Below are 24,322 nucleotides of genomic sequence, written 5' to 3' on the forward strand. Positions count from 1 at the left end.
AGTAGTAGAATCGACCGCATGGAGATAATCTCGATTGTTGGCGGCGGCATCGCCGGCCTGGCGCTTGCCTCATGCCTGGACCAGGACCAATTTGAGGTGACGGTTTACGAGAAGCGGCCGGAACTGCCCACCGTGGGCAACGCGCTGGGGATGTGGCCGAACGCCCAGCGCGCCTTGGCCCGGATTGGGGTGCTGGAGGAGGCCCGGGCCGTCAGTCCCGTGATCGGCAGCGGCTCGGTCCGCAATGCCGCAGGCGAGCCCTGGGTGACAGTCAGCGCGGGGGACATGTTCGCGATTTCCCGCATCGACCTGCTGCCGCTGCTTGATGCGGCCGTACCTGGCACAGTCCGCCGCGTCACGGACCATGTCCGGACGCTCCCAGCGCATGGGGGCCTGGTGGTAGGGGCGGACGGCGTGCACAGCGTGGTTCGCCGCGAGGGCTGGGGCAGCCGCAGCACCGCCAAACTCACCCCCCATCTCGCCCTGCGCGGCACCCTTCCCTCGACGGTCAGCCCGGACGTGGTCGGCGAGTACTGGGGCCGCGGCGACTTGTTCGGCATCGCCTCCGCCAGGGGCGGAATGTTCTGGTACGCCAGCTACCGGTCCACGCTTGGCCCTTACGACATCGACGCAGCGTCAGCCCTGGAGCAGGCCCGGGAGCGCTACGCGGGGCACGCGCCGGCCATACGCCAGGTACTGGCGGCCGCCACCCCAGAAGCCTGCCTGGTGCAGCGGATCTGGACAACTCCGCGCCTCAAGTCCTTCGTCCGGGGCCGGACCGTACTCATCGGTGACGCCGCGCACGCCATGGCCCCCACCCTCGGACGTGGCGCCTGTGAATCCCTGGTGGACGCGGTCACGCTGGCTGACCTCCTCAACACGCTGCCCGAGGAGCAGGCACTTAAGGCGTACGACCGGCAGCGCCGCCTGCGCACCGGTGCGCTGAGCCTGGCGTCCTCGGCGCTCGCGCGCATCGCCCTGGCAGAAGGCGGCCAGCCCGTGCGTGACCGGCTGCTCACGCTGGCCCGACGGCGGCCGGCGGGTGCCGTCGTCGGCAGCGGTTCCGCAGGCTGATCAGCGGACAGGAGCGGCGGCCTTCCCTGCGTCGTCGTCGGACATCATGCAAAGTGCGGGGCCGGGAACTGCTGCGGGAGGAGGCGCTGCCGGCAACCGCTTCTTGCGCGGCCCTTTCCCGCGCGACCGGCCGTACACCAGGTACATCGTGACGCCGGTGATGACCATGAGCAGCACGGTGTAGACAAAGGTGTTGGCCACGCCCTCCACACCTTCTGCCCCATCGGTGTTGGCCTTGATCACCAGGCCCAGGGGCTGAACCAACGGGTGGGCCAGGAAGATGGCGGTGTCGTAGTCATCCAGCAGGCTGTTGAAGTTCAGGGCGGTGATGGCGGCGGCTGCCGGCAGCACCAGCGGCAGGAGGATCCGGCGGAACACGTAGAGTGTTTTGGCGCCCATGATGGCCGCTGCCTCTTCAAGCGAGGAATTCACGGAGGCGAAGGACGCCTTGAGCATCCGGAGCGTAAACGGGATCTTGACCGTCACAAAGGCGATCAGCAGGATCACCGTTGTGCCCGTAAGGACAGCGCCGCCCACCAGCGGATTCGGGTGGTCGTAACTGACAATCAGGCCCAGTGCGAGCAGTGCCGAGGGCAGGATCCACGGTATGTGCAGCAGGTATTCGAAGGCGGTTGACACCCAGTTCCGGTACTTCTGCAGCAGACGGGCCACGAAGAGCAGGCCGCCGACGGCGATCAGGGCAGCCAGGGCGCTGTACACCACACTGACGATGAACGGCCGCAGCCCCGACCGCTGCGTCAGGACCCGCGCGTAGTTCTCCAGCGTCAGGCTGCCCAGGGAGAGCTGCCCGGTTTGGATGGCGGCGCCGTCGGCAAACGAATACAGCACAATCAGGAGCACCGGCAGGGTGTACACGGCAAAGAGCAGGTACGCCAGGGTGTGGACCACCACGTTGGCCACCGGGTTGGTGATCTGCTGCTTCTGCAGTGCTGAGGATACCTTTGACACCGAAAAGTACGTGCCGCCTTTTTCGAGCCGGGACATCACGGCGAGCATCAGGATGGTGGCCACGCCCAGGATGACAGCCAGCAGCGCAGCGAGGTCGCGGGAGGTGGGGCTGTTGGTGAAGGTCAGGATCATCGGCGTGATGGTCTGGAAGTCCCGGCCGCCCAGTACCTGTGGGGCGCTCAAAGCGCCGAGGCCGGTCAGGAAGGACAGGATGGTGACGGCGAACAGCGTGGGCTTGAGCATGGGCAGCACAATCCGCCGCAGGATGGTCCAGGTGGAAGCGCCGAGGTTCCGGGCTGCCTCCACGGTTTGGTAGTCGATGCCCTTCAACGCGTTGGCCACAAACAGCATGTGGTTGGTGGTGGTGGCAAAAGTCATCACCACCAGGACCGCGAAGAAACCCGAGAACCAGCCCGGGTCCAGGCCCGGGAACACCTTGACCAGCAGGGACGTGACAATGCCTTTGTCCCCGTAGATGAACTTGTACCCGGCCGCCAGCACAATGCCGCCGTAGATGAACGTGGAGGCGTAGCCCAGGAACAGGATCCTGGACCCCCTGATCCGGAAGTAGTGCGTCACCAGGACAATGAAGATTCCCACCAGATTTACGGTGATGGACAAGGCCATGGCGAGCAGGAAGCTGTTCCCCAGGGCCTTCATGGCCCGTTGGGAGGAGAAGAGTTTCTCCGCGGCCCGGCCGGAGAAACTGCCGTCCGGGAAGAACGTCGCCATCAGGATGTTTACGTTGGGCCACACCAGGAACGCGGCGATGAACCAGGTGAGGACAACGCCCACCACCAGGACGAAGGGGGAGCGGGCCATGCTACGGACCGGCATGCCGCTCATGGCAGCGGTACCGCCTGGTCTTCCCGCTCCAGGGCCACACCGGTCGCAGGGTGGTACTGCAGGATGTGTTCAGGCCGGAGATACACCGTGGCGTCGGTTTCAGGCTCCGGCTGCGGCCCGCCGTCCTCCCGGACCAGGAGGCGGATATCCGAGCCGTGGCTGCGCACCACGTAGCGGCTGTGCAGCCCGTGGTAGGTGCGGGACACCACCGTGCCCGGAAGTCCGACGGCGGTTCCCCCTTCCGCGTCCGGATGCAGGGACGCTTTCTCCACCCGCAGGTAGGAGCTGGCGTCCGTGCTGAGGCCCGCCCCCGAGCGGCGGTTCAACTCCGCGACGAACTCCGGCGTCAGCGCCGAGCTGTCCCCGATGAAGTTGCAGACGAACTCGGTGGCGGAATGGTCGTAGATCTCCTGGGGAGTACCCACCTGCTCCACCACACCCTTGTTGAACACCGCCACCCGGTCGCTCATGGCCAGCGCCTCGTCCTGGTCGTGCGTGACGTAGACGGTGGTAATGCCGAACTGGCTTTGCAGGTCCTTCAGCTGCTGCCGCAACTGGTGCCGCAGCTTCGCGTCCAGGTTGGACAGAGGTTCATCCAGCAGCAGGATCTTGGGCCGCAGAACCAGTGCACGCGCCACAGCCACGCGCTGCTGCTGCCCGCCGGACAGTTCCGCCACGTTCTTGGCCAGCTGATCATCGCTGAGCTCCACCCGCCGGGCGATGTCCCGGACCATACGGTCGCTGTCCGCCGGTTTCTCTTTCCGTACCCGCAGGCCGAAGGCAATGTTTTCCCACACGCTCATGCTGGGGAAAAGGGCATAGTTCTGGAACACCATGCCCACCTGCCTCTTGTCGCTGGGAAGCCGTGTGACATCCTTGCCGTCCACCCGCACTTTGCCCTTGGATGGCTGGATGAATCCGGCCAAGGTGCGCAGCGCCGTCGTCTTCCCGCAGCCTGAAGGCCCCAGGAGGGTGAAAAACTCGCCAGGCCGGACGTGCAGGTCCAGGTTGGGGATGGCGGTGAAATCGCCAAAGGAAACTTCGATGTTGTCCAAGCGGATCATGGCTAACCTGTCTGGTGGAACCGGAAGCGGGCGGGGGTGGAACCGGTTACGTCATGTACTCGAGCTCGATCTTCTCCACCCAGGCGCCCATGTTTTCCTGCACAAATTCCCAGTCAATGTCCTGCTGCTTGAGGTCGGCGAAGAAGTCCACCACGTCCGGGTTGGCTTTGGCCTGGGCGGTCTTGTTCACCGGCATGGCGTTGAACTTCTGCGCAAACTCTCCCTGCACGTCTGCGCTGCCGAACCAGTCGATGAACTTCTGTGCCTCGTCCTTCTTCTTTGTGCCCTTCACCAGGGCTATCTGCTCCACGGCAAGGGGAACGCCGACGGAAGGGATCACGGTCTCGACGTTGACGTTGAAGGACTTTTCGCGGTCGGCAATGATCGACGACGGCATCTGGCCCATTTCCACTTCGCCGGAGGCGATGCGGGCAAAGAGGTCAGTCTTGGCAATAGCAGGGCTGCCGTGCTGGAAGTACTGCTCCACCTGCTTCCAGCCCTCATCCGAAATGCCCAGATCGCCCGAATCATCACGGTAGCGGCTGAGGATGCCGGCGAAAACCAGCTGGGCTGTGGCAGTGCCCAGGCCCGTCACACGCTCGTAGCGGGTTTTGAATTCGTCCTTCGTCCAGAGATCAGTCCAGTCCCGGGGCGCGGCATCCTTGGAAATTTTGTCGGAGTTGTAGCCCAGGAGGATGGCTTGCTTGACCAGGGGCCAATAGGTTTCGCCGTCCCCCAGTTCCTTATCCACGTCGCCGGCCCAGGCGGGCTCGTACGGTTCAAGTGCGCCTTCGGCTTGGATCTGGGAGAAGTACATGTTGTTCAGGCCAAATGCGATATCCGCGATCGGGTTGTTCTTCTCGGCGATCAGTTTGTTTGTGGCGTCCGCACCGCCTGCGCCCACGATCTCGATCTTGAAACCTGCTTCCGCGGCCTTTGCGCTCAGCCAGTCGCCGCGGCCTTCGCCGTTGGAGTTGGTGTAGACCACCAGGGTTTCCCCGGAACCGCCGACAGGAGCCGTCGACGGATCTTCTGAGGCGGCTGGTGTTGCTGCTTGCCCGCCGCATCCGGCGAGAAGGGTGACGGCGACGGCGGCGGCAACCAAAGTTTGAAGTTTACGCACGATCAGGACTCATTTCTGGACTGGAATCGGAGCATGTCCGGCCAGCCTATAGCCGCACATGGCAAATGTCGGGCGTTATTGCTATCGATTCGATAAACAGCCCGACTGGCCACTCTGATCCTGCGGCAGAAACTACGGGTGCCCAGCGCGTAAACCTGGGGTTAACTCTCTTTGCCGCCGTCAGCCGTCGTGCGTCCTGTCCTTGATTCAGTCCTTCTGAAGCGTGTCCGTCAAATGGTGCGTGGGAATCCTGTCCCGCTCGTAGGTGATTTCGGTGTAGCCGTGCGGCTCCGGCTTGCCGGACGCGTCGAGGTTGACGAAGACAATCTCCTCGATGGTCAGGATGCTTTGGCGGGTGATCATGTTCCGCACCTCGGCGCGCATGGTCAGGGACGTCCTGCCGAAGCGGGTGGCGGTCAGTCCCATCTCGATCAGGTCGCCCTGGACCGCGGAGCTGACGAAGTTGATCTCCGAAATGTACTTCGTGACCGCGCGGCCGTTGCCGAGTTGGAGGATGGCGTAGATGGCCGCCTCCTCATCGATCCACTTCAGCAGGCTGCCGCCGAAAAGCGTTCCGTTCGCGTTGAGGTCCTCGGGCCGGACCCACTTTCGGGTGCGGAAGGTGATGTCTGCTGATTCCATAGGCAGAGGTTAGCCGAGGAGCGCTGGCGCCACCGAGTGTGACGAACCCGGTGCGCCGTTACGCCATGGCAGTGTGGGCGGCGCTGCGGGCGTGGATGCTTTTCGCGTAGCAGTAGGAATGTTCAACGCCAATGTAGGGGCCGAAGTTGGGAACGGGTTCGAAGCCGGAGTTCTCGTAGAAGTTCCGCCCGTCGGGTTGGGCAGAACCGGCTTCGGCCTTGATGCGGGTGATTCCCTGTTTGAAGGCTTCGGCTTCCAGGGCAGCGAGGATGGAGCTGGCCACGCCCGAGCCGCGCGTGTAGGGCAGGACGTACAGGCGCTTGATTTCCGCCGTCGCCGCGTCCAGGAGCCGCAGTCCGCCGCAGCCCACCGGCTGGCCCGATCCCTTGTCGTACGCCACGAGGAACACTGCGCAGTCAGCGCCCGACGGCGGCATGCCGGGTTCGTGGTCCGCGGTGCCAAAGCGGGCGTCGAGTTCGGCCTGCTGTGCTCGGCGCAGGTCGGCGCCCACCGGGTTGGACCAGGTGACCTGCCGGATGTTGAGCCGTGGGTTGGTCTGCATTTCTGCCTCGATTCGCCGAAGGGATATGCATAACAAGGCTAAAAGGCAGCGGTTACGCGGGTGTTTCTTCCGCGTAAGCGCCGGGATAACGCTTTGCTTCAAGTCTCTTGCCTGTCTAGTTATCAGCTGGTCTAGGATATTTTTATGCGCTCTACGGGAAATGAAGGCTCCGGCTACTGGTACGGCCCGGACGGCCAGCTCGATTACAGTGCGGCGGTACTGAAGTCGCTGCGTGACTACCGGGCAGCTGAGACAGCGGTCCGCCGTTCCACCCGGGACTCCATGGGTATGGGCGAGACGGATATCCTCGCGCTGCGCTACCTGCTCCGCGCCCAGGCTTCCGGCAGGAGTGTCGCGCCCAAGGACTTGAGCCAGTTTTTGAGCATCACCAGCGCTTCCACTACCTCGCTCATCGACAGGCTCGTGGCCAGCGGGCATCTGCGGCGCGAGGCGCACCCCACTGACCGGCGATCCGTGGTGGTGGTTCCGACTGTGGAGTCGGACAAAGAGGTACGGGTGACGCTTGGGGCAATGCACCGGAGGATGATGGCTGTGGCGGAAACGCTGGGTGCCGAGGAGGCGCGGGTAGTAGTCGATTTCCTGCAGCGCATGGCTGAGGCCCTGGAGCACCTCGATGAAGGGCATCAGGAAAAGTAGCTAGGTGAGCTAGCTAGTCAGGCTAGTAATATGTATGCTTACGCAGTTCCTGAACCCAACAGACGGAGTCGTGAGTGCCTTGGTTACTTTTACTGAGCTTGGTTCCCCTGAGTTTTGTGCTGACCGAACATCTTTGAACGGCCTTCCGCTGGGACAGGAACAGGCCGGGCTGGCCGCAGTCCATTGCGGCATCACCATGGAACTCGTGGTCCCGGCGGTGGGACCGGCCGCCGTCGGCTACACCTTTGCACCGGACAACGGCGGCCCTGTCCAGCTGCCGCCCGTGTGGCGCTGCGGCTGTGGCTTCCAGCTGGACGCAGGTCTGGGTGCAGCCCAAGTCCCCGCCCTGTCTGCATGAGCACGCATGCCCCGGTGATGGGGCAGAAGCAGGCCACGCTCCTGCCCGGGCCAACCGTGGCGGGACGCTACGAACTCAAGGAACGGCTGGGCCGCGGTTCGCTCGCTGAAGTCTTCCGCGCCGTTGACCGTGAGGGCGGTCCGAACGTTGCCGTCAAGGTGGCTGTGGGCCACTCGAGGAAACACTTCGAGCGGACCACGAACGAAGCCGCCGTCCTGGCAGGACTGGATCATCCGTCGATCATCAGGTTCATCACCGAGGGCGTGATGGCTGCCGGGACGCCGCTGGCCGGGCGTCCTTATCTGGTCGAGGAACTGGCCCTGGGAACGAGCCTCGCCGAAGCGGCCCGCGCCCGTCCACCCTTGGCCGGCGACGTTGCCAGCTGGGCCGCCGGCCTCTTCGGAGCCTTGGCCCACCTGCACGGGAAGGGCCTGGTGCACCGCGATATCAAGCCGGCCAACCTGATGCTGAGCGGGCTGCGGAGGAGTCCGGTGCGCATCATCGATTTCGGCATCGTAACTGCGATGGGCGCGCCGCCTGAGCCTGGCATCTCATCGGGAACAGTCCACTACATGAGCCCGGAACAAGCCGGGGGCGGACCCGCGCGCACCACCTGGGATGTCTACGCCATGGGACTGGTGCTGCTGGAGCTGCTAACCGGAGCCAAGGCTTTCCCCGGCACGGCCATCGAGTCGCTGGTGGCCAGGACTCTCCGAAGCCCCGCTATTCCACACTCCCTTGGTCCTGGCTGGTGCAACCTGCTCCAGGCGCTGACGGCAATGGACAGCGATGCGCGGCCGACGGCTGCCGAGGCCGCCGCAATGGCCGGCCGGCTCGTACGGACCCCACCTGCGGCGAAGGCCAGCGGTCCTTGCAGGAAATTGACCGTGTTCCCCTCGCGCCGGATCGGGCAGCTGGCTTAGGGCTCCGCCACGTTCTTTCCGGTGGGGTCCTCCGCGGTGGGATCGGCAAGTGCCAGCCCGCCCACGGGGCTGCCGTCCCAATGCAGGAGCTTCCAGCCATTGCCCGGATCGCCCTCCAGGGCAACGATTCCTGTGTTGGCCAGTACATGCTTCGCAGCGAATTCGGAGTCCGCGCCCTCTGCCCTGCGCCCGGCCCAGGTACGGATGGCAGCACCGTGGCTGACCACAGCCACGGTGGCCTCCTGGCCTGATGATCGCTCCAGGGCGGTTGCGATGGCTGCGTCGAATCGCCCGAAGAAGTCGTGCCCGTCCGGACCCGCAGGCATCCGCTGGTCAAGGTCCCCTGCCGCCCAGGAAATCACTGTTCCCATGTACCGTTTGTGCGACTCGTGGTCGGTCAGCTTTTCCAGTGCCCCTGCCTCGATCTCGTGCAGGCCGTCAAGCACCGCCACATCCAGGCTGTGCAGCCGGCCCAGCGGCGCCGCGGTGATCTGGGTCCTGATGAGAGTGGACGCGTACAGGGCGTCGATCCGCTCATTCGCCAGCGAGCGGGCCAGGGCTTCCGCCTGCCGTTCGCCCAGTTCGGTCAGGCCGGGGCCGGGGTGGGCCGTGTCCAGTTGGCCAAGCACGTTGCCGGGGGTTTGCCCGTGGCGGATGAGGAGCAGCTTCATGCCTCCAGTTTCGCACCTGGCAGCCTGCCACCCGGCCAGCCCCGGGAAACACTCCCGCAACAGAAGGCGCCGGGCTCCGCAAAGCCCGGCGCCGCCGTCGTACTGTTTCCTTGCGTGCAGGCGCTACTTCAGGTGGTCCACCAGCTGGTCCGCGATGCCCGTGTACTTGCCGGGCGTCAGCGCGAGCAGGCGCGCCTCGGCGTCGGCCGAAAGGCCAAGGCCCTGCACGAACTCCTGCATCCGGGCGGCGTCAACCCGCTGTCCGCGGGTCAGGTCCTTGAGCCGCTCATAGGGATTTTCCATGCCCTCGACGCCGGCAATCGCCTCGGCGCGCATCACCATCTGGATGGCTTCGCCCAGGACTTCCCAGTTGGTGTCGAGGTCCCCGGCCAGCACATCCTCCGCCACATCGAGGCGTTCCAGGCCCTTGGCGACGTTGGAGATGGCCAGCAGGGAGTGGCCGAACGCCACACCGATGTTGCGCTGGCTGGAGGAGTCCGTGAGGTCCCGCTGCCAGCGGGAGGTGACCAGCGTTGCCCCCAGGGTGTCCAGCAGGCCGTTGGAGATCTCCAGGTTCGCCTCTGCGTTTTCAAAGCGGATGGGGTTAACCTTGTGCGGCATCGTGGACGATCCCGTGGCACCTGCCACGGGGATCTGCGCGAAGTAGCCGATGGAGATGTAGCTCCAGATGTCCGTGCAGACGTTGTGGAGGATGCGGTTGAAGCGCGCGACGTCGGCGTAGAGTTCCGCCTGCCAGTCATGGCTCTCGATTTGAGTGGTGAGCGGGTTCCAGGTCAGTCCCAGGGCCTCCACGAAGGACTTGGACACCTGCTGCCAGTCCGCGCCGGGAACGGACGCAACATGGGCTGCGTAGGTGCCGGTGGCTCCGTTGATCTTGCCCAGGTATTCAGTTTTGGCGATGCGGTCCAGCTGGCGGGTCAGGCGGTGCGCGATGACCGCCAGTTCCTTGCCGAGCGTGGTGGGGGTGGCGGGCTGGCCGTGGGTGCGCGACAGCATGGGGACGGCCCGGTTGTCCTGCGCCATCTTGCTGATCTGGGCCACCAGTGCCCGTGCCGCGGGGAGCCACACGTCCTCCACAGCACCCTTGACGCCCAGTGCGTAGGAGAGGTTGTTGATGTCCTCGGAGGTGCAGCCAAAGTGCACCATAGCGGTCAGGTTTTCGACGCCGATGGCGGGCAGTCGGCGGCCGATGTAGTACTCCACAGCCTTCACGTCATGGACAGTGACTGCCTCGATTTCGGCGAGTTCTGCCACGGAGGCGGCGTCGAATTCGGTGACGATCGCGCGAAGCTGCTCCTGCTGCTGCTCGGTCAGGGGACCGGCGCCCGGGAGGACGTTGTTGCTGGTCAGGTGGATGAGCCATTCAACTTCCACGGCCACGCGGTCGCGGTTGAGGGCTGCCTCGGACAAGTAGTCAACGAGGGGCGCGACGGCAGACTGGTAGCGGCCGTCCAGCGGGCCAAGCGCGATTTTTTCCGGGGACGCGGCGAGGGCCAGGCGTCCTGAGGGCGTACGGGTATCAGCTGTGGCGGCGGTTTCAGGCATGTGCTGATTCTTTCATGAACTGCCGCGGCGGCTTTAGCAGGTTACTTGTCCACATAGCCGCCGCCGGCGGTTGGGGACCCGCGTTGTCCTCCGTAGCGTTCATGCCAGGCGGATCAGCGTGGCCGCTTTGCGTAGAAAGGTGGTCGGTTGATGGGCAGCCAACCGGCGGAGGCAGACCTGCAACAGGAAATGCTGCGCGTCTCGCAGGTGAGGGCGTTGGCCGAACGGGTGGCCGTCTGCGTTGTCCGCGGTGAGGACGTTGTGGACAGCTTCAGGGATATCCAGCTGCTGCAGTGGGAGTCGCCGGCGGGCCGCGCATACCGGGATGCGGTCTTGCTTCAGTCGGCAGCCCTGCGCCGCGCGCTTGAAGCCTTGATTGAGGCCAGGGCTGCGGTGGAGCGGCACAGCCAGGAGACCTTCACTGCCGGCTGCACGTATCCGGGTGCGCGCTGATGTCTGAGGTGATGCCCTCAGGCACCGGCTCCATCCACCTGGCCGGACCTCCCGACGACGGATTCCTCACCATTCGAGGGGGTATCGGCGGCATCAGGTTCCAGCTGGAAGAGCTGACGGGCGGCGCGGAGAAGCTCGACGACCTCGCGGGCGAGCTCTCTGGACTGGAGGTTGAGATCCGCCGGGTCTGGGAGGACCTTGTCCCTTTCCAGGACTTGCCCCGGTGGTCGGGCAGCCTGGCCATGAACGCCGTCGGAGAGTCCGAGCGGAGCGTCCAAAAAGTACGGACTGAGCTGCAGCGCATCAGCAGCCACGTTCGGGCCTGCAAACAGGAGTACGAAGTGGCGGAAGCGGTGGCGGGGTCATACAGCAGCCCCGACCAGCCACTCATCGGCGCTGAGCTGGAGATGCAGGCAGACTTCTGGCGGACGGGTTTCCTGAATAGAAGGGCTGCTGAGAACCTGACTGCGCTGGCGGTACACGCTACTCCGCTCGCCAAGATGCTGGTGGAGGCTGCGTATCCAGGAATGAGGCCGCGGCCCATTGAAGTCCAGCCCCTGGAAAACATTCCCATTGATTTGGATCCTTCTCCCGCGGGTCTGCTGGAACGTATCCGGCTGATTGATGCGCGTGGAGCCGGCTATATAGAGGTGGTCGAGGTCGAGAACGCAGGACAAAAGGCATATGTGGTGGTAATTCCCGGTACGCAGTTGAACACACCGGACGAGAATCCATTCGGCTTGAACGGAATAGTTGAGGGCGTCGGAAACAGTTCTGAGAATGTCAGCGCGGCCGTTCTGGAGGCCTTGAAAGCGGCCGGGGCCCAGAGGGGCGCGACGGTGGTGGGAGTGGGCTACAGCCAGGGTGGAATCCATGCGATGAACCTCGCTGCGAACGAGGATTTCCTGAGCGAGTATGACCTCAAGTACGTATTGACAGCAGGATCACCTGTGGCCGGAATCCGGCCGGATCCCAGCGTCAACACCCTCCATCTTGAACATCGGACCGACTGGGTTCCTGGAACCGACGGCGCACCCAACAGGGACGCCAGGAACCAGGTAACAGCGACTATGAACAGTGATTTGTACGCTCAGACAGGGGAGCGGGTGGGTATTGGTCCGGGTCACCAGCTCAGCAGCTACCAGGACGGCGCACGGCTGGTGTCCGCCAGCAGTGATCCCTCGTTGGTGGCATCCACCGCGGCGCTCGGCGCTGCATTGGGATCGGGTGGAACGGCGACGGCCACACGGTTCGCCCTGTCCCGGACTAAGCCTCCCGCGGCAAATCTTCACGCGGCGGACAACCGAAGGCAGGAGCGCGGGTACGGCGGGCGGTAGCAGGGTGGCGCTGGCGCCCGGTTCAGCTATCGCCGGGTTCCGGTAATCCTGCCGGCCACGAGTGAGACCAGGGTAATGATGATCGCCGCTAAAACGGCGGTCCAGAAGAAGGAATCGATGGTGAAGTGCACGGGGGTATAACTGCTGATCCAGGAGGTCAGGTAGAGCATCGCAGCATTGATCACGATGGTGAACAGGCCGAGAGTCAGGATGGTGAGGGGCAGAGCGAGGAGGCTCACCAGGGGGCGGACCAAAGCATTCACCAGGCCGAAGATGAGGCCGATGAACAGGTAGGCGAGGACAATCCCGATGATGTCCGTCCCCTGTGTCACGCCGGTCTTGGCCACCGCATCGGCTGTGGCGTAGCTGGAGATCTCCAGCCCTGGCAGTATCCAGCCCGCCACCCAGAGGGCGAGGCCGTTGATCAGGACCCGGGCAATCAGTCTCATAGGCCCATCGTTTCACATAGCCCTGAAGGGTTGGCTCAAAGAGCGGCGGCAGGACACCCTGGCATCCAGCCGGCCCCGGCCTTGCGGCTCCCCCCGTTCGGCGGGGGCTATGACCACCAGCAGGAAAGCGGTGTCAAAAACCAACTCAGCCCTTGACAAGAAGAAAACGCTTTCCCATAGTTGAGAAATCGCTTTCTCAGACGCCTCCTCTTTCGGTGGCGTTGAAGCGTGGTTCATTCCAATGGAGGAAAAGAGATCATGCGCAAAAAGATGCCCAAAGCGCCAGTGTCCGTCGCGGCAGCCATCGCAATATCGCTGCTCGCATCGCCCGCCCAGTCATTCGCGTCGCCTGCGCCACCAGCAGATCCGACCGCCCAGACCGCCCGCCAGCCACTCGAACGCCAGGTACTCGCCGCGAACGACGGCTGGGCCTCCCTGGAGGCAGGCACCACCGGCGGATCAGCCGCAATGGAGGAGCGGATCTACGACGTCTCCAGCCGCACGGAGCTCCTCGTTGCCCTCGCTTCAGGGGCTGAGCCGAAAATCATCAGGGTCCATGGCGACATCGCTGCCAACACCACTCCCGACGGCCTGCCCATCAGCTGCGAGGACTACGCCGCCGGAACCGGCTTCTCCCTTTCCCAGTACCTCTACGACTTCGACCCCGCCCGGTACGGAACAGCCAAAGCACCGGCAGGCCCCCAGGAAAGCGCCCGGCGGCTCGCCGCAACCAGGCAGGCAGCCACCATCCGGTGGGATATCCCCAGCAACACCACCATTGTGGGAGCCGGCCCGGACAGCAGCATCACCGGCGCCGCGCTGAGGATCAACGCAGCCCGGAACGTCATTTTCCGGAACCTCACGGTCCGTGACGCGGCCGACTGCTTCCCCTCCTGGGATCCCACCGACGGAGCCACCGGCAACTGGAACAGCGAGTACGATCTGCTGCAGATCATCAATGGCTCCCAACACGTCTGGGTGGACCACTCCCATTTCACTGACGCTCCCAATCTGGACACCGCGCAGCCCAGCTACTTTGGCCGGCCCTACCAGGTCCACGACGGAGCGGTGGATGTCACAAACGGTTCGGACCTCGTGACCATGTCTTACAACCGGTTCTCCGATCACGACAAGCTCCTGCTGATCGGCTCCACGGACTCCACGAGCCGGGGTGACGCAGGCAAGCTCCGCGTCACCATTCATCACAATGTCTTCGAGAACGTGGGCCAGAGGGCACCGCGGGTCCGCTTCGGCCAGGTGGACGTCTACAACAACCACTTCATCACGAGTTCAACGTCCGCCGTCCCCTATGGCTACACGCTGGGAGCGGGCGTAGAGTCCCATCTCCACGCGGAGGCAAATGCGTTCACACTCCCCGCTGGCATTCCCCTCGGATCCCTGATCGGCTATTTCAAGGGGAAAGTCATCACCACCAGCGGTAACACCGTCAATGGGAAGATCGTCGATCTTCGCGCAGCCTACAACGCCGCCGCCCCGGTGGAGAAGCAATTGGAAGCCGACGATACCTGGGCGCCCGTGCTGCGGACCCAAGTGAACGCTGCCCAGGCCGTTCCGGCCCTCCTGGCCAATGCCACCGGACCGGTGTTCACGGCAGGGGACGCGCACTGATGCGCCGCTTCCAGCCCAGCCGCCGCTCCCTGCTGGCGGCCGTGGCGGCAGGAGCGGTCACCGCTGCCGCGGGACTCACCGGACCGGGCGCCGGGCACTCCCTGGCCGCCGTCGGGACAGCCAGCCCAACCGCAGGCCGCACGCGGCCGGTCATATTCGTCGTCGGCGATTCCACCTCCTCCGCGTACCAGCATTCGGAGCGTCCACGTGCCGGGTGGGGCCAGGCGCTCCCCTTGCTGCTGGGGCCGCAGGCCGGCGTTTTCGACTATGCCTGGTCCGGCGCCTCGTCCAAGAGCTTTGCCGACGCCGGCCTCCTGGACGAGGTGCTGGACATGATGCAGCCCGGCGATTACCTCCTCATCTCCTTCGGCCATAACGACGAAAAGGTAGGGGACCCCGCGAGGGGCACCGATCCCCAAACCACGTTCAAGGAGTACCTGCAGAAATACCTTGACGGTGCTGCCGGGCGCGGAGCACGGGCCGTCCTCGTAACACCGGTTGAACGCCGCAGGTTCAGTCCCCTTGGCATTGCACAGGACTCCCACGGCGCCTACCCGCAGGCCGTGCGGGAACTTGCTGCCGCCACCGGCACGCCATTAGTGGACCTCACCGCCTCCTCGAAGGCCCTGTGGCAAGAGCTCGGCGCCGAGGGAACCAAAACCCACTTCCTGCACACGGCACCGGGCCAATATCCGCAGTACCCGGACGGAGTCGCCGACAACACACACTTCCAGGCAGCGGGCGCCCTGGCCGTCGCCCGGCTGGTTGCCACCGAACTACAGGCACAACAGACGATCCCGCCGGGTTACTTTCAGCACGTGGACGCCGCATTGGATCCTCTTGCCGGCATCTACTGGCCCAGTGAACGCCCAGTGGACAAGCCCCTCGTGCTGGAGGTGGGCCAGGGCCAGGCCTTCCGCACAGTCCAGGCCGCCGTCGACTCCGTGGCCCCGGGAAGCACCAGACGTACCCTTATCCGGATCCAGCCCGGCATTTACCGGGAGGCGATCAGGGTGCCGGCGGATAAACCCAGAATCTCGTTCATCGGGCTGGGGGAGAAAGCCGAGGACGTTGTGCTGGTGTTCAACAATGCCTCCGGAACTCCCAAACCGGATGGCAGCGGACCTTTCGGCACGGGCGGAAGCGCCAGCATGAGGATCGACGGCCCGGATTTTGCGGCTGCCAACCTCACCTTCAGCAACGACTTCGACGAAGCCGCCAACCAGCACATCGCCAACCGCCAGGCGGTGGCACTCTTCCTGACAGGGGACCGCGCCGTCCTGGATAATGTCCGGTGCGTGGGCAACCAGGACACCCTTCTGGTTGACTCACCCGCCCGCGGGCAACAGGCGCGCTTCTTCTTCAACGACTGTTATGTCGAGGGTGATGTGGACTTTATCTTTGGCCGGGGAACCGCCGTCTTTTCCGGTTGTGGGATCCGTTCGCTGGACCGGGGCTCCGAAAGCAATAATGGCTACGTTTCCGCCGGCAGCCAAAACGCCAACATCAAGCACGGATACCTCTTTACCGGGTGCCGGTTCGTGTCCGATGCTGCGGCGGGATCGGTCCACCTGGGCCGGCCCTGGCACCCCGGCGGCGACGTGGACGCAATTGCCCAGGTCCTCATTCGGGATTCGTGGCTCGGCGCCCATGTCTCCGGCACACCCTGGACGGATATGAGCGGCTTCTCCTGGCGCGGCGCACGCTTCCATGAGTTCAACAACTACGGCCCGGGATCGCGCACAACTGCGGACCGGCCGCAGCTCGAGCCGGAACTTGCCGAAGACTTCACCCTGGAGACGTATCTTCGGGGAACGGACGGCTGGGCTCCGCAGCTGGCAGGCACCTGGGCGGACAGCACCCTGCCGGACGCTAACAGCTTGGCAGGATAGCGGGCATCGAAGACGGAACGGGTGGCCGGAGGGCTTTGTCAACAACCGGCGTCTCCGGCCACCCATCCCCGGCCAATCCAGCCTTCCCTCCGGCATCGGGAGAAGTAGGCTGGTCTCCATGACGTCATCAGACACCCTTGCCGGAGGTATCCAGCCGCGTCCTGTGGTGGCAAGGCTGCCACGCTACGCCGCCGGCAAACCTCCCGTCGCCGTGGAAGGACTGGCCAGCTATAAGCTGTCGTCGAACGAAAACCCGCTGCCTCCCCTTCCGGCAGTTGTCGAGGCCATCGCGAAGCAAACGGACTTCAACCGCTACCCCGACCCGCTGAGCAGCCGCCTGCGCACCGCGCTGGCCGGGTTCCTCGATGTTCCCGCGGAGGATATTGTCACCGGCGCCGGCAGCCTCGGCGCCCTGAACCAGCTGTTGGCCGCGTTCGCCGGGCGGAACGAAGACGGCAAGCCGGACGAAGTAGTCTACGCCTGGCGTTCCTTCGAGGCCTACCCCATCAGCGTAGGCCTCTCGGGGGCAGACGGTATTCCCGTCCCGCTGACCAACGAGGGCCGCCATGATCTCAAGGCAATGGCGGCGGCAGTCACAGCCCGAACCAAGGTGATCCTCCTCTGCACCCCGAACAATCCCACCGGTCCTGCCCTCCGTGCGGCCGAGACCGAAGCTTTCATCCGCTCTGTCCCGGCTGACGTGGTGGTGGTCATTGACGAGGCATACCAGGAGTTCGTACGCGAAGCGGATGCGGTGGACGGGATCAGCCTCTACCGCAAGTACCCAAACGTAGTGGTGCTGCGTACCTTCTCCAAGGCACACGGGCTGGCCGGCCTGCGCGTTGGCTACAGCATCTCCAATCCGGAGCTGACACAGCACCTGCGGGTCGCAGCCACACCCTTTGCCGTGTCGCAGATTGCGGAAACGGCAGCAATTGTTTCCCTCCAGAATTACCCCCAGGTTGTAGAAAGGGTACAAAGACTGGTGGATGAGCGGGAGCGCGTCACCGCAGGGCTGCGCAGCCTGGGCTGGACTGTTCCCGACGCCCAGGGCAACTTCGTCTGGCTGGATCTCCGTCCCGACAGCGTAGAGTTCGCCGAACTGGCAGGCGCGCAAGCACTGTCGGTGCGGGCATTCCCCGGTGAGGGCGTAAGGGTGAGCATCGGCGAGGAAGAGGCCAACAGCCGGTTTCTCGCGTTGTGTGCGAACTATACAAAGGCCCCGCGTGGTTCCTAGCACTTAACAAGTAGCTTTGCGCTTAGTTACTGAGGATAAAGTTAGGATCAGTAAGCCAACATATATGCCGTAAGGGGTATCTATTCCTTCTGAGGCATATATCCCAGCGACATTGCATTGCATCCGGATGCGGCAAGCAAGGAGACGGTATGGGCACACATCTGCCTTCCACCGAGTTCGACGGAACAGCTGTAGACGATCAGCGCGAGGCTGATGCTGAAGCAGTCATGGGTGAACCCCCGGCACAGATGGTCCAGCTCCTCGGCCCGGACGGGAAGCCGGGCTTCGACCCTGTGTTTACCGACTACGCCCGGAAGCTGACCCCGGAAGTGCTCCGCGGACTCTACGCTGACATGGCAGCCATCCGCCGGTTCGACGTCGAAGCGACTGCCCTGCAGCGCCAGGGCCAGTTGGCCCTCTGGGTTCCGCTGACAGGCCAGGAAGCCGCGCAGATAGGTTCCGGCCGCGCGAGCCAGCCGCAGGACTACATCTTCCCGACGTACCGCGAGCACGGTGTTGCGCTTACGCGCAACGTGGACTTGGCCGAGCTCCTGCGCCAGTTCCGGGGTGTTTCCAATGGCGGATGGAATCCCAAGGACACCAACTTCCATCTGTACACGCTTGTCCTGGCAGCACAGACACTTCATGCAGTGGGATATGCCATGGGTATCCAGCGGGACCAGAAACTGGCCGCCGCCAACGCCGCCGGATCCGGTAATCCGGCCGCTGAACCTGCCGCGGCGGTGATCGCCTACTTCGGTGACGGCGCCAGCTCCGAGGGCGACGTCCACGAGTCCATGGTGTTCGCCTCCTCTTACAACGCCCCCGTGGTGTTCTTCTGCCAGAACAACCACTGGGCAATCTCCGTCCCCACCGAAGTGCAGACCAAGGTACCGCTGTCCAACAGGGCCAAGGGGTACGGCTTCCCCGGCATCCGGGTTGACGGCAACGACGTCATCGCGGTCCACGCCGTCACGGAATGGGCCTTGGAGCACGCACGCCAGGGCAAGGGCCCCGTCCTGATTGAGGCCTTCACCTACCGCGTGGGTGCGCACACCACCGCGGACGATCCCACAAAATACCGGCAGGCAGCGGAAGAGGACGCCTGGAAGGCCAAGGATCCCCTGGCCCGCCTGGAGAAGTACCTGCGCTCCGAAGGCATGGCGGACCAAGAATTCTTCGCCAGGGTCAAAGCCGATGGGGATGAGCTCGCCGCCTACGTCCGCCGCACAACGCACGACCTCGAGACCCCGGACATCCGCACCGCCTTTGCCAACACCTACGCTGAAGCCCATCCACTGGTAGCCGAAGAACTCGCGTGGTTCGAGGAATACTCGGCCGGGTTCGCAGGTGAGGAGCCGGCAGAAGAGCCGGCCCGGCAGGCAGTAACAGCCCAGGCGTCCCCAAAGGCAGGCCACTGATGACCACCATGACCATCGCCAAGGCCATTAACGAAGGCCTCCGCACCGCCCTGACGGACCATCCCAAGTCCCTGCTGATGGGCGAAGACATCGGTGCCCTGGGCGGTGTCTACCGCGTGACGGACGGCCTGATCGGCGAGTTCGGTCCCGACCGCGTCGTGGACACCCCGCTGGCCGAATCCGGCATCATTGGAACGGCCATCGGCCTGGCTTTACGCGGCTACACCCCAGTATGCGAGATCCAGTTCGACGGCTTCGTATTCCCGGGCTTCAACCAGATCACCACACAGCTGGCAAAGATCCACTCCCGCAGCAACGGCAACCTCAGCGTCCCCGTGGTCATCCGCATCCCCTACGGCGGGGGCATCGGATCGATTGAGCACCACTCCGAATCGCCCGAGGCGCTCTTCGCCCATACCGCAGGGCTCCGGATCATCACCCCGTCCAACCCCCATGACGCCTACTGGATGATCCAGCAGGCAGTCCAGTGCCAGGACCCGGTGATCGTTTTCGAGCCGAAGCGCCGCTATTGGCTCAAGGGCGAGGTTGACGTTGAGGCGCCGGGCAGGGCCGGCGATCCCTTCGAGGCCCATGTTCTGCGCACCGGCACAGACGCCACCATTGTGGCCTACGGGCCGCTGGTTCCAGTGGCCCTCGCGGCAGCCAATGCCGCAGAGGAAGACGGGCACAGCCTGGAGGTCATCGACCTTCGCTCCATCTCGCCCATCGACTTCGATACCGTCACCGCCTCGGTCCAAAAGACCGGCAGGCTCATTGTTGCCCATGAAGCTCCAACCTTCGGCGGAATTGGCGGCGAGATAGCGGCCCGGATCAGTGAGCGCGCATTCCACTCCCTGGAGGCGCCCGTGATCCGCGTCGGCGGCTTCCACATGCCCTACCCCGTTGCCAAGGTGGAGGAAGACTACCTTCCGGACATCGACCGCATCCTCGAGGCGCTGGACCGCGCCCTCTCCTACTGAGGACACCATGACCCTGAACAAGTTCAACCTCCCTGACGTGGGCGAGGGCCTCACTGAGGCGGAAATCGTCTCCTGGAAAGTGAAGCCCGGTGACGCCGTAGCCATCAACGACGTCCTCTGCGAGATCGAGACCGCCAAGTCGATCGTGGAACTGCCCTCACCGTTTGCCGGCACCGTGAGCGAACTTCTGGTCCCCGAAGGCATCACCATCGACGTTGGTACCGCCATCATCAGCGTCAGCGACGAGGTTGCCGGCGACCCCACCCCGGCTCACGTGCGGGCCCCCGAAACCCCGGTGCAGCCGATGTACGGCAAGCTCCCCGCGGAGGGGCCGGAAGAAGCAACGGCCGACGGCGGCGGGCAGGGCAGTCCCCTGGCCGGCGGTCCGCTGGTGGGTTCCGGACCCAAGGCAGACGCCGTCAAGCGCCGTCCGCGGAAGACCGCGCCCGCCGACGCCCACACTCTGAACGCCCCGGAGGTGGAGCCCGTCCAGCCCCGCTCCTCCAACAGCGACGCGGCGAAACCGGAGACTGCGGCAGTCGCCGCAGCAGGCCCAACCAGCGAAGCCCTGGACCAGCGGCCCACGTTCGGCGGTGCCATCACCGGACTCGTCAACAAGGTCCTGGCCAAACCTCCGGTCCGCAAGATCGCCCGCGACCTGGGCATCGACCTGGCAGACGTCGTGGCAACAGGCTTGCGCGGCGAAGTGACCCGCGAGGACCTGGTCAGCTACCAGGCACAGCGGGATGCGGAACTGGACAAGGCGGACGGATTCTGGGGCAAGGCCGGAAAGCCCCAGGACCAGCGCATCGAGCAGATCCCTGTCAAGGGGGTCCGCAAGGCGACGGCCAAGGCGATGGTGGACTCGGCCTTCTCGGCACCGCATGTGAGCATCTTTGTGGACGTGGACGCCAGCCGCACCATGGAATTCGTCAAGCGGCTTAAGGCCTCCAGGGACTTCGAAGGCATCCGTGTCTCCCCCCTGCTCATCCTCGCCAAGGCCGTGATCTGGGCGGCTGCCCGGAACCCCAGCGTCAACGCCACGTGGGTGGACACCGCTGAAGGTGCCGCCGAAATCCATGTGAAGCACTACATGAACCTGGGTATCGCCGCGGCAACACCACGCGGCCTGATGGTGCCGAACATCAAGAATGCGCAGGACCTGTCGCTGAAGGAGCTGGCGCTGGCCCTGAACAACCTGGCCACCACGGCAAGGGCCGGGAAGACACAGCCCGCCGAAATGCAGGGCGGAACGCTGACCATCACCAACATCGGCGCGCTGGGCATCGATACCGGCACACCAATCATCAACCCCGGCGAAGTGGCCATCGTGGCTTTCGGAACCATCAAGCAGAAGCCCTGGGTGCTGGACGGGGAAGTGATCCCCCGCTGGATCACCACCCTGGGCGGCTCGTTCGACCACCGTGTGGTGGACGGTGACCTGTCCGCCCGCTTTATGGCCGACGTCGCCGCCATCCTGGAGGAGCCGGCGCTCCTGCTGGATTAGGAACATGGTCACCAACGCCGGCGGCATCCGTGCCAAGAACCGGGCTGCCCGCTGGATCACCGAGGTGTTCCAGCCGCCCGTGGTGGTGACTGTCCAGTTGTTGGTCAGCCCGCTCACCCAGCCCGGTTTTCCGGGCACCATGGCATACGGGGCGTTGGCGGCCTTGTTTGTCTGCGTGGTCCCGCTGATGCTGCTGCTGGTCCTGGTGCGGCTGGGAAAAGTCACCGATCATCACGTCAGTGACCGAAAGCAGCGCGCTCCCGTGCTGCTGATGGCATTGGGATCGATCGTGGCAGGGCTGCTGGTGCTGGAGGCTGCAGGGTCGCCGGAGAGCGTCGTTGCCATGGTTCTTGCAGTGGTGGCCGGGGTAGTGGTGCTGGCCGGCGTCAGCCCGTTCTGGAAAATCAGCGGGCATGCCGCCGCGATGTCCTCGTCCGCCGTGACCGCCGTCATGATGCTCAGCCCGGCCTGGCTTCCGTTGCTCCTGCTCATCCCCGCCGTGGGCTGGTCCCGTGTGGTGCTCCGGGCCCACACGGTGGCTCAGGTGATTGCCGGGTCACTGTTCGGGGGCGTGGTGATGGCCGGTATCTGGCGGCTGCTGCAAGGCTGGATGGTGCCTTAGTCCCGGAAACGAACCCGGGAAGCCTCAGAAAGTCGAGTAGGCGGTAAGCATTTCGATGGTGGTGGGATCGGCCATGGTTCCAAGGGAAACGGCTGCCGCGATCATCAGCCCGCCAAGCACGGCTCCTGCACTGCCCAGTGCGGTCAGGAGCTTCCAGTCTTCCCTCAGAACGCTGGCGACAGTGGCCGGCATGTCCAGGCCGGGAGCAATCAGGTTGGGCGCACTGTCCACGCTTCCGTCGTCCAGGAGTGCAACCACCGTGCCGTTGCCGCGGTCAACCCGCATAGAGCAGATGTGGTTACCGTGCCGGGCCAGGAGGATGTCGTGGCCGACGAGCTGGCGGCGCTGGAGAGTGAGCAATGGGGCCCCTTGATAATGGAGGAAGGTGGGTGTCCGCGCCGTTGGGGGCTTATCCAATTTTATCGTTGCGCTCACAGCATGAAGGGCGTAACGGGCGTGAGAACGGACACCCACCGGGGCGACTTCCGCCACCCCGGAGCGTGTCCGCGGTAACTGTCAGTCGGCGTCGTAGGTGTTCGCGATGTAAACGTCGCAGGGAGCGTTGTGGGCCACGCTGTTGGCAACGCTGCCCAGAACCCGGCCAATACCCTGCATCCGCCGGTTGCCTACCACGATGACCCGCGCTTCCATCCGCAGGGCCTCCTTGATGAGGGCGTCCGCCGGGCGCCCCCGGGCTGCGGAGTAGGTCACCTTGATGTCCCGGCCCAGGGATTCGGCAACGGTTCGGGCCACGTGTTCAGCGGCGTCGGCGTCGGAGACGATCCACTGGTCGCTGCCGCTGCCGAAGACTTCGGTGCGGTCGCTGTCGAAGGCCGAGACCACGTGAAGCGACGCGCCCAGCGCTGCGGCCAGGTCCCGGGCCGACTCCGCTGCCTTCTTTGCCGTACCGCTGCCGTCCACCCCTACAACGATGATTCCGCTCATGTAACGCTCCTTTGCTTGGTATGCGGGCTTAAGTCCGGTGAGCCCTACGCTACAGCCCGGCGATGGCTTCCCGCAGTACCGGCGCCAGCCGGCGCACACCCTCGGTGATCGCCTCCGGAGGCACGGCGCTGAAGGCGAGGCGCAGCTTGTTGGATGGCTCGTCCGACGGCGTGAAGGCGGCGCCGGGGATGAACACCACTCCGGCGTCGATCGCCTTGTGCAGCAGCGGGTAGGTGTCCACACCCTCGGGCAGTGTCACCCAGACGAAAAAGCCGCCTTCGGGAGTGGTCCAGCTGGTCCCCGCGGGCATGTGCTCCTCAAGGGCATCGAGCATCGCGCGGCAGCGCTCGGCGTACAGTCCGCGATAGGTCTCGACCTGGCCCTTCCAGTCGTACTCCCGCAGGTACGCGGAAACCATCATCTGGTTCAGCGCGGGCGGGCAGAGCGTGACCGATTCTGCAGCGAGGTAGTACCGGCGCTGGAGATGCTCCGGAACCAGGGCCCACCCTATGCGCAGGCCCGGGGCGAAGATCTTGGAGAAGGACCCCAGGTAGATAACGTCCCCCGGATTCTCCGCGCGGAGCGGTGGAAGCAGTTCGCCTTCGAAGCGCAGGAGCCCGTACGGGTTGTCTTCCAGGACCAGAATATTCGCCCTGCTGCATATATCTACGATCTGTTGCCGCCGGCTCCGGGCGAGGGTAATGCCGGAGGGGTTGTTGAAGTTGGGGATCGTGTACAGGAATTTGATGTTTTTGCCGGCCAGCTGCAGGGCGGCGATCCTGGCCTCCAGCAGGTCCGGGACCAGGCCGTCCTGGTCCATCTCCACCGTTTCCACCTGGACCTGGTACGCCTCGAAGGTGTTCAGGGCGCCAACGTAGGTGGGGTCTTCCACCAGCACCACATCTCCGGGGTTGCAGAAGACTTTGGTGGCCACATCCTGCGCGGACTGCGATCCTGCGGTGATGACCACGTTTTCCGGCCGGGCGTCGAGGATGCCTTCTGCCGCCATCACCTCGCAGATCTGCTCACGCAGTTCCTGGGTGCCTTGGCCGCTGCCGTACTGGAGGGCAGTCAGGCCGTCCGTGGCGATGATGGCGGCAGCGGTGGCGGCCAGCCGGTCGAGGGGAAGGGACTGCAGGTAGGGGCTTCCGCCGGCAAGCGAAACAAGTCCGGGGCGCAGGGAAATATCAAAGACATCCCGGACGGCGGACTGGCGTATGTTGGCGGCGCGCTCTGAGAACAGCTCCTCATGGCGGTGGGCGGACGTGGCCGCCCGCTCGATGGCATCAATGGCTTCGGCAGGCAGCGTCCGTGCTGCGGCGTCGAGTGTCTCGTGGCTCACAACCACAGGATACAGCCGCGAGTTGTCGACTAGGCAACATTCGTTTATTCCGG

24 protein-coding genes are annotated in these 24,322 nt (G+C 64.6%); 13 read left to right on the forward strand and 11 right to left on the reverse strand.

The features are described from left to right. Positions 1 to 18 precede the first annotated feature (18 nt). On the forward strand, positions 19 to 1,074 hold the full coding sequence (locus QF038_RS21695; RefSeq protein ID WP_307613227.1) for an FAD-dependent monooxygenase: 1,056 nt from the start codon (positions 19 to 21) through the stop codon (positions 1,072 to 1,074). Here QF038_RS21695 and QF038_RS21700 read toward each other — a convergent pair whose 3' ends face one another. From QF038_RS21700 to QF038_RS21720, 5 genes are all read right to left on the reverse strand, one after another. Continuing rightward, a complete protein-coding gene (locus QF038_RS21700; RefSeq protein ID WP_307613229.1) occupies positions 1,075 to 2,889 on the reverse strand; it encodes an iron ABC transporter permease in 1,815 nt (604 codons plus the stop codon). After that, positions 2,886 to 3,953 (reverse strand): ABC transporter ATP-binding protein, encoded by a 1,068-nt coding sequence (locus QF038_RS21705; protein WP_307613231.1) that lies wholly within the window; start codon positions 3,951 to 3,953, stop codon positions 2,886 to 2,888. The genes QF038_RS21700 and QF038_RS21705 overlap by 4 nt, the downstream gene beginning before the upstream one ends. Positions 3,954 to 3,999: 46 nt before the next feature. Continuing rightward, positions 4,000 to 5,076 (reverse strand): extracellular solute-binding protein, encoded by a 1,077-nt coding sequence (locus QF038_RS21710; RefSeq protein WP_307613233.1) that lies wholly within the window; start codon positions 5,074 to 5,076, stop codon positions 4,000 to 4,002. A 207-nt stretch (positions 5,077 to 5,283) separates the two neighbouring features. Beyond that, positions 5,284 to 5,718, reverse strand: a complete 435-nt coding sequence (locus QF038_RS21715; protein WP_307613235.1) for an acyl-CoA thioesterase — start codon at positions 5,716 to 5,718, stop codon at positions 5,284 to 5,286. A gap of 58 nt (positions 5,719 to 5,776) precedes the next feature. Next, positions 5,777 to 6,280: a GNAT family N-acetyltransferase gene (locus tag QF038_RS21720; RefSeq protein ID WP_307613237.1), complete on the reverse strand. Its 504-nt coding sequence runs from the start codon at positions 6,278 to 6,280 to the stop codon at positions 5,777 to 5,779. Positions 6,281 to 6,424: 144 nt separating this feature from the next. Between QF038_RS21720 and QF038_RS21725 the strand changes: the two genes are divergently transcribed. The 3 genes from QF038_RS21725 (at position 6,425) to QF038_RS21735 (ending at position 8,218) form a co-directional block, all read left to right on the forward strand. Next, a complete protein-coding gene (locus tag QF038_RS21725; RefSeq protein WP_307613239.1) occupies positions 6,425 to 6,937 on the forward strand; it encodes a MarR family winged helix-turn-helix transcriptional regulator in 513 nt (170 codons plus the stop codon). A gap of 133 nt (positions 6,938 to 7,070) precedes the next feature. Next, positions 7,071 to 7,295: a hypothetical protein gene (locus QF038_RS21730; protein ID WP_307613241.1), complete on the forward strand. Its 225-nt coding sequence runs from the start codon at positions 7,071 to 7,073 to the stop codon at positions 7,293 to 7,295. Beyond that, positions 7,292 to 8,218, forward strand: a complete 927-nt coding sequence (locus QF038_RS21735) for a serine/threonine-protein kinase (protein ID WP_307613243.1) — start codon at positions 7,292 to 7,294, stop codon at positions 8,216 to 8,218. The genes QF038_RS21730 and QF038_RS21735 overlap by 4 nt, the downstream gene beginning before the upstream one ends. Here QF038_RS21735 and QF038_RS21740 read toward each other — a convergent pair. Further along, positions 8,215 to 8,889, reverse strand: coding sequence for a histidine phosphatase family protein (locus QF038_RS21740; protein ID WP_307613246.1), 675 nt, complete (start codon positions 8,887 to 8,889; stop codon positions 8,215 to 8,217). The genes QF038_RS21735 and QF038_RS21740 overlap by 4 nt on opposite strands. 123 nt (positions 8,890 to 9,012) lie before the next feature. Beyond that, positions 9,013 to 10,455 (reverse strand): adenylosuccinate lyase, encoded by a 1,443-nt coding sequence (gene purB, locus QF038_RS21745; RefSeq protein ID WP_307613248.1) that lies wholly within the window; start codon positions 10,453 to 10,455, stop codon positions 9,013 to 9,015. Positions 10,456 to 10,605: 150 nt separating this feature from the next. On the opposite strand from purB, the gene QF038_RS21750 reads away from it, so the two are divergent. Both QF038_RS21750 and QF038_RS21755 read left to right on the forward strand, forming a co-directional pair. Further along, a complete protein-coding gene (locus QF038_RS21750; RefSeq protein ID WP_307613249.1) occupies positions 10,606 to 10,908 on the forward strand; it encodes a hypothetical protein in 303 nt (100 codons plus the stop codon). Then, complete coding sequence (locus QF038_RS21755) at positions 10,908 to 12,245, forward strand: hypothetical protein (protein ID WP_307613251.1); 1,338 nt, start codon at positions 10,908 to 10,910, stop codon at positions 12,243 to 12,245. Before QF038_RS21750 ends, QF038_RS21755 begins: the two co-directional genes overlap by 1 nt. 26 nt (positions 12,246 to 12,271) lie before the next feature. Here the strand turns inward: QF038_RS21755 and QF038_RS21760 are convergent, their stop codons facing one another. Beyond that, complete coding sequence (locus tag QF038_RS21760) at positions 12,272 to 12,694, reverse strand: phage holin family protein (RefSeq protein ID WP_307613253.1); 423 nt, start codon at positions 12,692 to 12,694, stop codon at positions 12,272 to 12,274. Between the two features lie 258 nt (positions 12,695 to 12,952). Between QF038_RS21760 and QF038_RS21765 the strand changes: the two genes are divergently transcribed. The 7 genes from QF038_RS21765 to QF038_RS21795 all read left to right on the forward strand — a co-directional run bounded on the left by QF038_RS21765 (position 12,953) and on the right by QF038_RS21795 (position 21,982). After that, the gene (locus QF038_RS21765) at positions 12,953 to 14,323 is read left to right on the forward strand and encodes a polysaccharide lyase family 1 protein (RefSeq protein WP_307613255.1); all 1,371 of its coding nucleotides are present in this window, start codon (positions 12,953 to 12,955) and stop codon (positions 14,321 to 14,323) included. Next, the gene (locus tag QF038_RS21770) at positions 14,323 to 16,215 is read left to right on the forward strand and encodes a pectinesterase family protein (protein WP_307613257.1); all 1,893 of its coding nucleotides are present in this window, start codon (positions 14,323 to 14,325) and stop codon (positions 16,213 to 16,215) included. Before QF038_RS21765 ends, QF038_RS21770 begins: the two co-directional genes overlap by 1 nt. 118 nt (positions 16,216 to 16,333) lie before the next feature. After that, a complete protein-coding gene (locus tag QF038_RS21775; protein ID WP_307613258.1) occupies positions 16,334 to 17,452 on the forward strand; it encodes a histidinol-phosphate transaminase in 1,119 nt (372 codons plus the stop codon). A gap of 149 nt (positions 17,453 to 17,601) precedes the next feature. Beyond that, positions 17,602 to 18,873, forward strand: a complete 1,272-nt coding sequence (gene pdhA, locus QF038_RS21780) for a pyruvate dehydrogenase (acetyl-transferring) E1 component subunit alpha (RefSeq protein WP_307613260.1) — start codon at positions 17,602 to 17,604, stop codon at positions 18,871 to 18,873. Continuing rightward, on the forward strand, positions 18,873 to 19,853 hold the full coding sequence (locus QF038_RS21785) for an alpha-ketoacid dehydrogenase subunit beta (RefSeq protein ID WP_307613262.1): 981 nt from the start codon (positions 18,873 to 18,875) through the stop codon (positions 19,851 to 19,853). The genes pdhA and QF038_RS21785 overlap by 1 nt, the downstream gene beginning before the upstream one ends. A 7-nt stretch (positions 19,854 to 19,860) precedes the next feature. Next, positions 19,861 to 21,360: a dihydrolipoamide acetyltransferase family protein gene (locus QF038_RS21790; protein ID WP_307613263.1), complete on the forward strand. Its 1,500-nt coding sequence runs from the start codon at positions 19,861 to 19,863 to the stop codon at positions 21,358 to 21,360. 4 nt (positions 21,361 to 21,364) lie between these two features. After that, positions 21,365 to 21,982, forward strand: a complete 618-nt coding sequence (locus QF038_RS21795) for a phosphatase PAP2 family protein (protein WP_307613265.1) — start codon at positions 21,365 to 21,367, stop codon at positions 21,980 to 21,982. A 24-nt stretch (positions 21,983 to 22,006) separates the two neighbouring features. On the opposite strand, the gene QF038_RS21800 is transcribed toward QF038_RS21795, so the two are convergent. From QF038_RS21800 to QF038_RS21810, 3 genes are all read right to left on the reverse strand, one after another. Beyond that, complete coding sequence (locus tag QF038_RS21800; RefSeq protein WP_307613267.1) at positions 22,007 to 22,342, reverse strand: hypothetical protein; 336 nt, start codon at positions 22,340 to 22,342, stop codon at positions 22,007 to 22,009. Between the two features lie 156 nt (positions 22,343 to 22,498). After that, complete coding sequence (locus tag QF038_RS21805) at positions 22,499 to 22,927, reverse strand: universal stress protein (RefSeq protein ID WP_307613269.1); 429 nt, start codon at positions 22,925 to 22,927, stop codon at positions 22,499 to 22,501. A gap of 49 nt (positions 22,928 to 22,976) precedes the next feature. Beyond that, positions 22,977 to 24,269 carry a PLP-dependent aminotransferase family protein gene (locus tag QF038_RS21810; RefSeq protein WP_307613271.1) on the reverse strand — a complete coding sequence of 431 codons (1,293 nt, stop codon included), beginning with the start codon at positions 24,267 to 24,269 and terminating at the stop codon, positions 22,977 to 22,979. Positions 24,270 to 24,322 lie beyond the last annotated feature (53 nt).

This window comes from Pseudarthrobacter sp. W1I19, assembly GCF_030817835.1.
Taxonomy (GTDB): domain Bacteria; phylum Actinomycetota; class Actinomycetes; order Actinomycetales; family Micrococcaceae; genus Arthrobacter.

Bases quoted from the DNA above. Each gene is read 5' to 3' on its own strand.
- QF038_RS21695 (WP_307613227.1), top strand. From the start codon at position 19: ATGGAGATAATCTCGATTGTTGGCGGCGGCATCGCCGGCCTGGCGCTT.
- QF038_RS21700 (WP_307613229.1), bottom strand. From the start codon at position 2,889: ATGAGCGGCATGCCGGTCCGTAGCATGGCCCGCTCCCCCTTCGTCCTG.
- QF038_RS21705 (WP_307613231.1), bottom strand. From the start codon at position 3,953: ATGATCCGCTTGGACAACATCGAAGTTTCCTTTGGCGATTTCACCGCC.
- QF038_RS21715 (WP_307613235.1), bottom strand. From the start codon at position 5,718: ATGGAATCAGCAGACATCACCTTCCGCACCCGAAAGTGGGTCCGGCCC.
- QF038_RS21720 (WP_307613237.1), bottom strand. From the start codon at position 6,280: ATGCAGACCAACCCACGGCTCAACATCCGGCAGGTCACCTGGTCCAAC.
- QF038_RS21725 (WP_307613239.1), top strand. From the start codon at position 6,425: ATGCGCTCTACGGGAAATGAAGGCTCCGGCTACTGGTACGGCCCGGAC.
- QF038_RS21735 (WP_307613243.1), top strand. From the start codon at position 7,292: ATGAGCACGCATGCCCCGGTGATGGGGCAGAAGCAGGCCACGCTCCTG.
- QF038_RS21740 (WP_307613246.1), bottom strand. From the start codon at position 8,889: ATGAAGCTGCTCCTCATCCGCCACGGGCAAACCCCCGGCAACGTGCTT.
- purB (WP_307613248.1), bottom strand. From the start codon at position 10,455: ATGCCTGAAACCGCCGCCACAGCTGATACCCGTACGCCCTCAGGACGC.
- QF038_RS21750 (WP_307613249.1), top strand. From the start codon at position 10,606: ATGGGCAGCCAACCGGCGGAGGCAGACCTGCAACAGGAAATGCTGCGC.
- QF038_RS21755 (WP_307613251.1), top strand. From the start codon at position 10,908: ATGTCTGAGGTGATGCCCTCAGGCACCGGCTCCATCCACCTGGCCGGA.
- QF038_RS21760 (WP_307613253.1), bottom strand. From the start codon at position 12,694: ATGAGACTGATTGCCCGGGTCCTGATCAACGGCCTCGCCCTCTGGGTG.
- QF038_RS21765 (WP_307613255.1), top strand. From the start codon at position 12,953: ATGCGCAAAAAGATGCCCAAAGCGCCAGTGTCCGTCGCGGCAGCCATC.
- QF038_RS21770 (WP_307613257.1), top strand. From the start codon at position 14,323: ATGCGCCGCTTCCAGCCCAGCCGCCGCTCCCTGCTGGCGGCCGTGGCG.
- QF038_RS21775 (WP_307613258.1), top strand. From the start codon at position 16,334: ATGACGTCATCAGACACCCTTGCCGGAGGTATCCAGCCGCGTCCTGTG.
- pdhA (WP_307613260.1), top strand. From the start codon at position 17,602: ATGGGCACACATCTGCCTTCCACCGAGTTCGACGGAACAGCTGTAGAC.
- QF038_RS21785 (WP_307613262.1), top strand. From the start codon at position 18,873: ATGACCACCATGACCATCGCCAAGGCCATTAACGAAGGCCTCCGCACC.
- QF038_RS21790 (WP_307613263.1), top strand. From the start codon at position 19,861: ATGACCCTGAACAAGTTCAACCTCCCTGACGTGGGCGAGGGCCTCACT.
- QF038_RS21795 (WP_307613265.1), top strand. From the start codon at position 21,365: ATGGTCACCAACGCCGGCGGCATCCGTGCCAAGAACCGGGCTGCCCGC.
- QF038_RS21805 (WP_307613269.1), bottom strand. From the start codon at position 22,927: ATGAGCGGAATCATCGTTGTAGGGGTGGACGGCAGCGGTACGGCAAAG.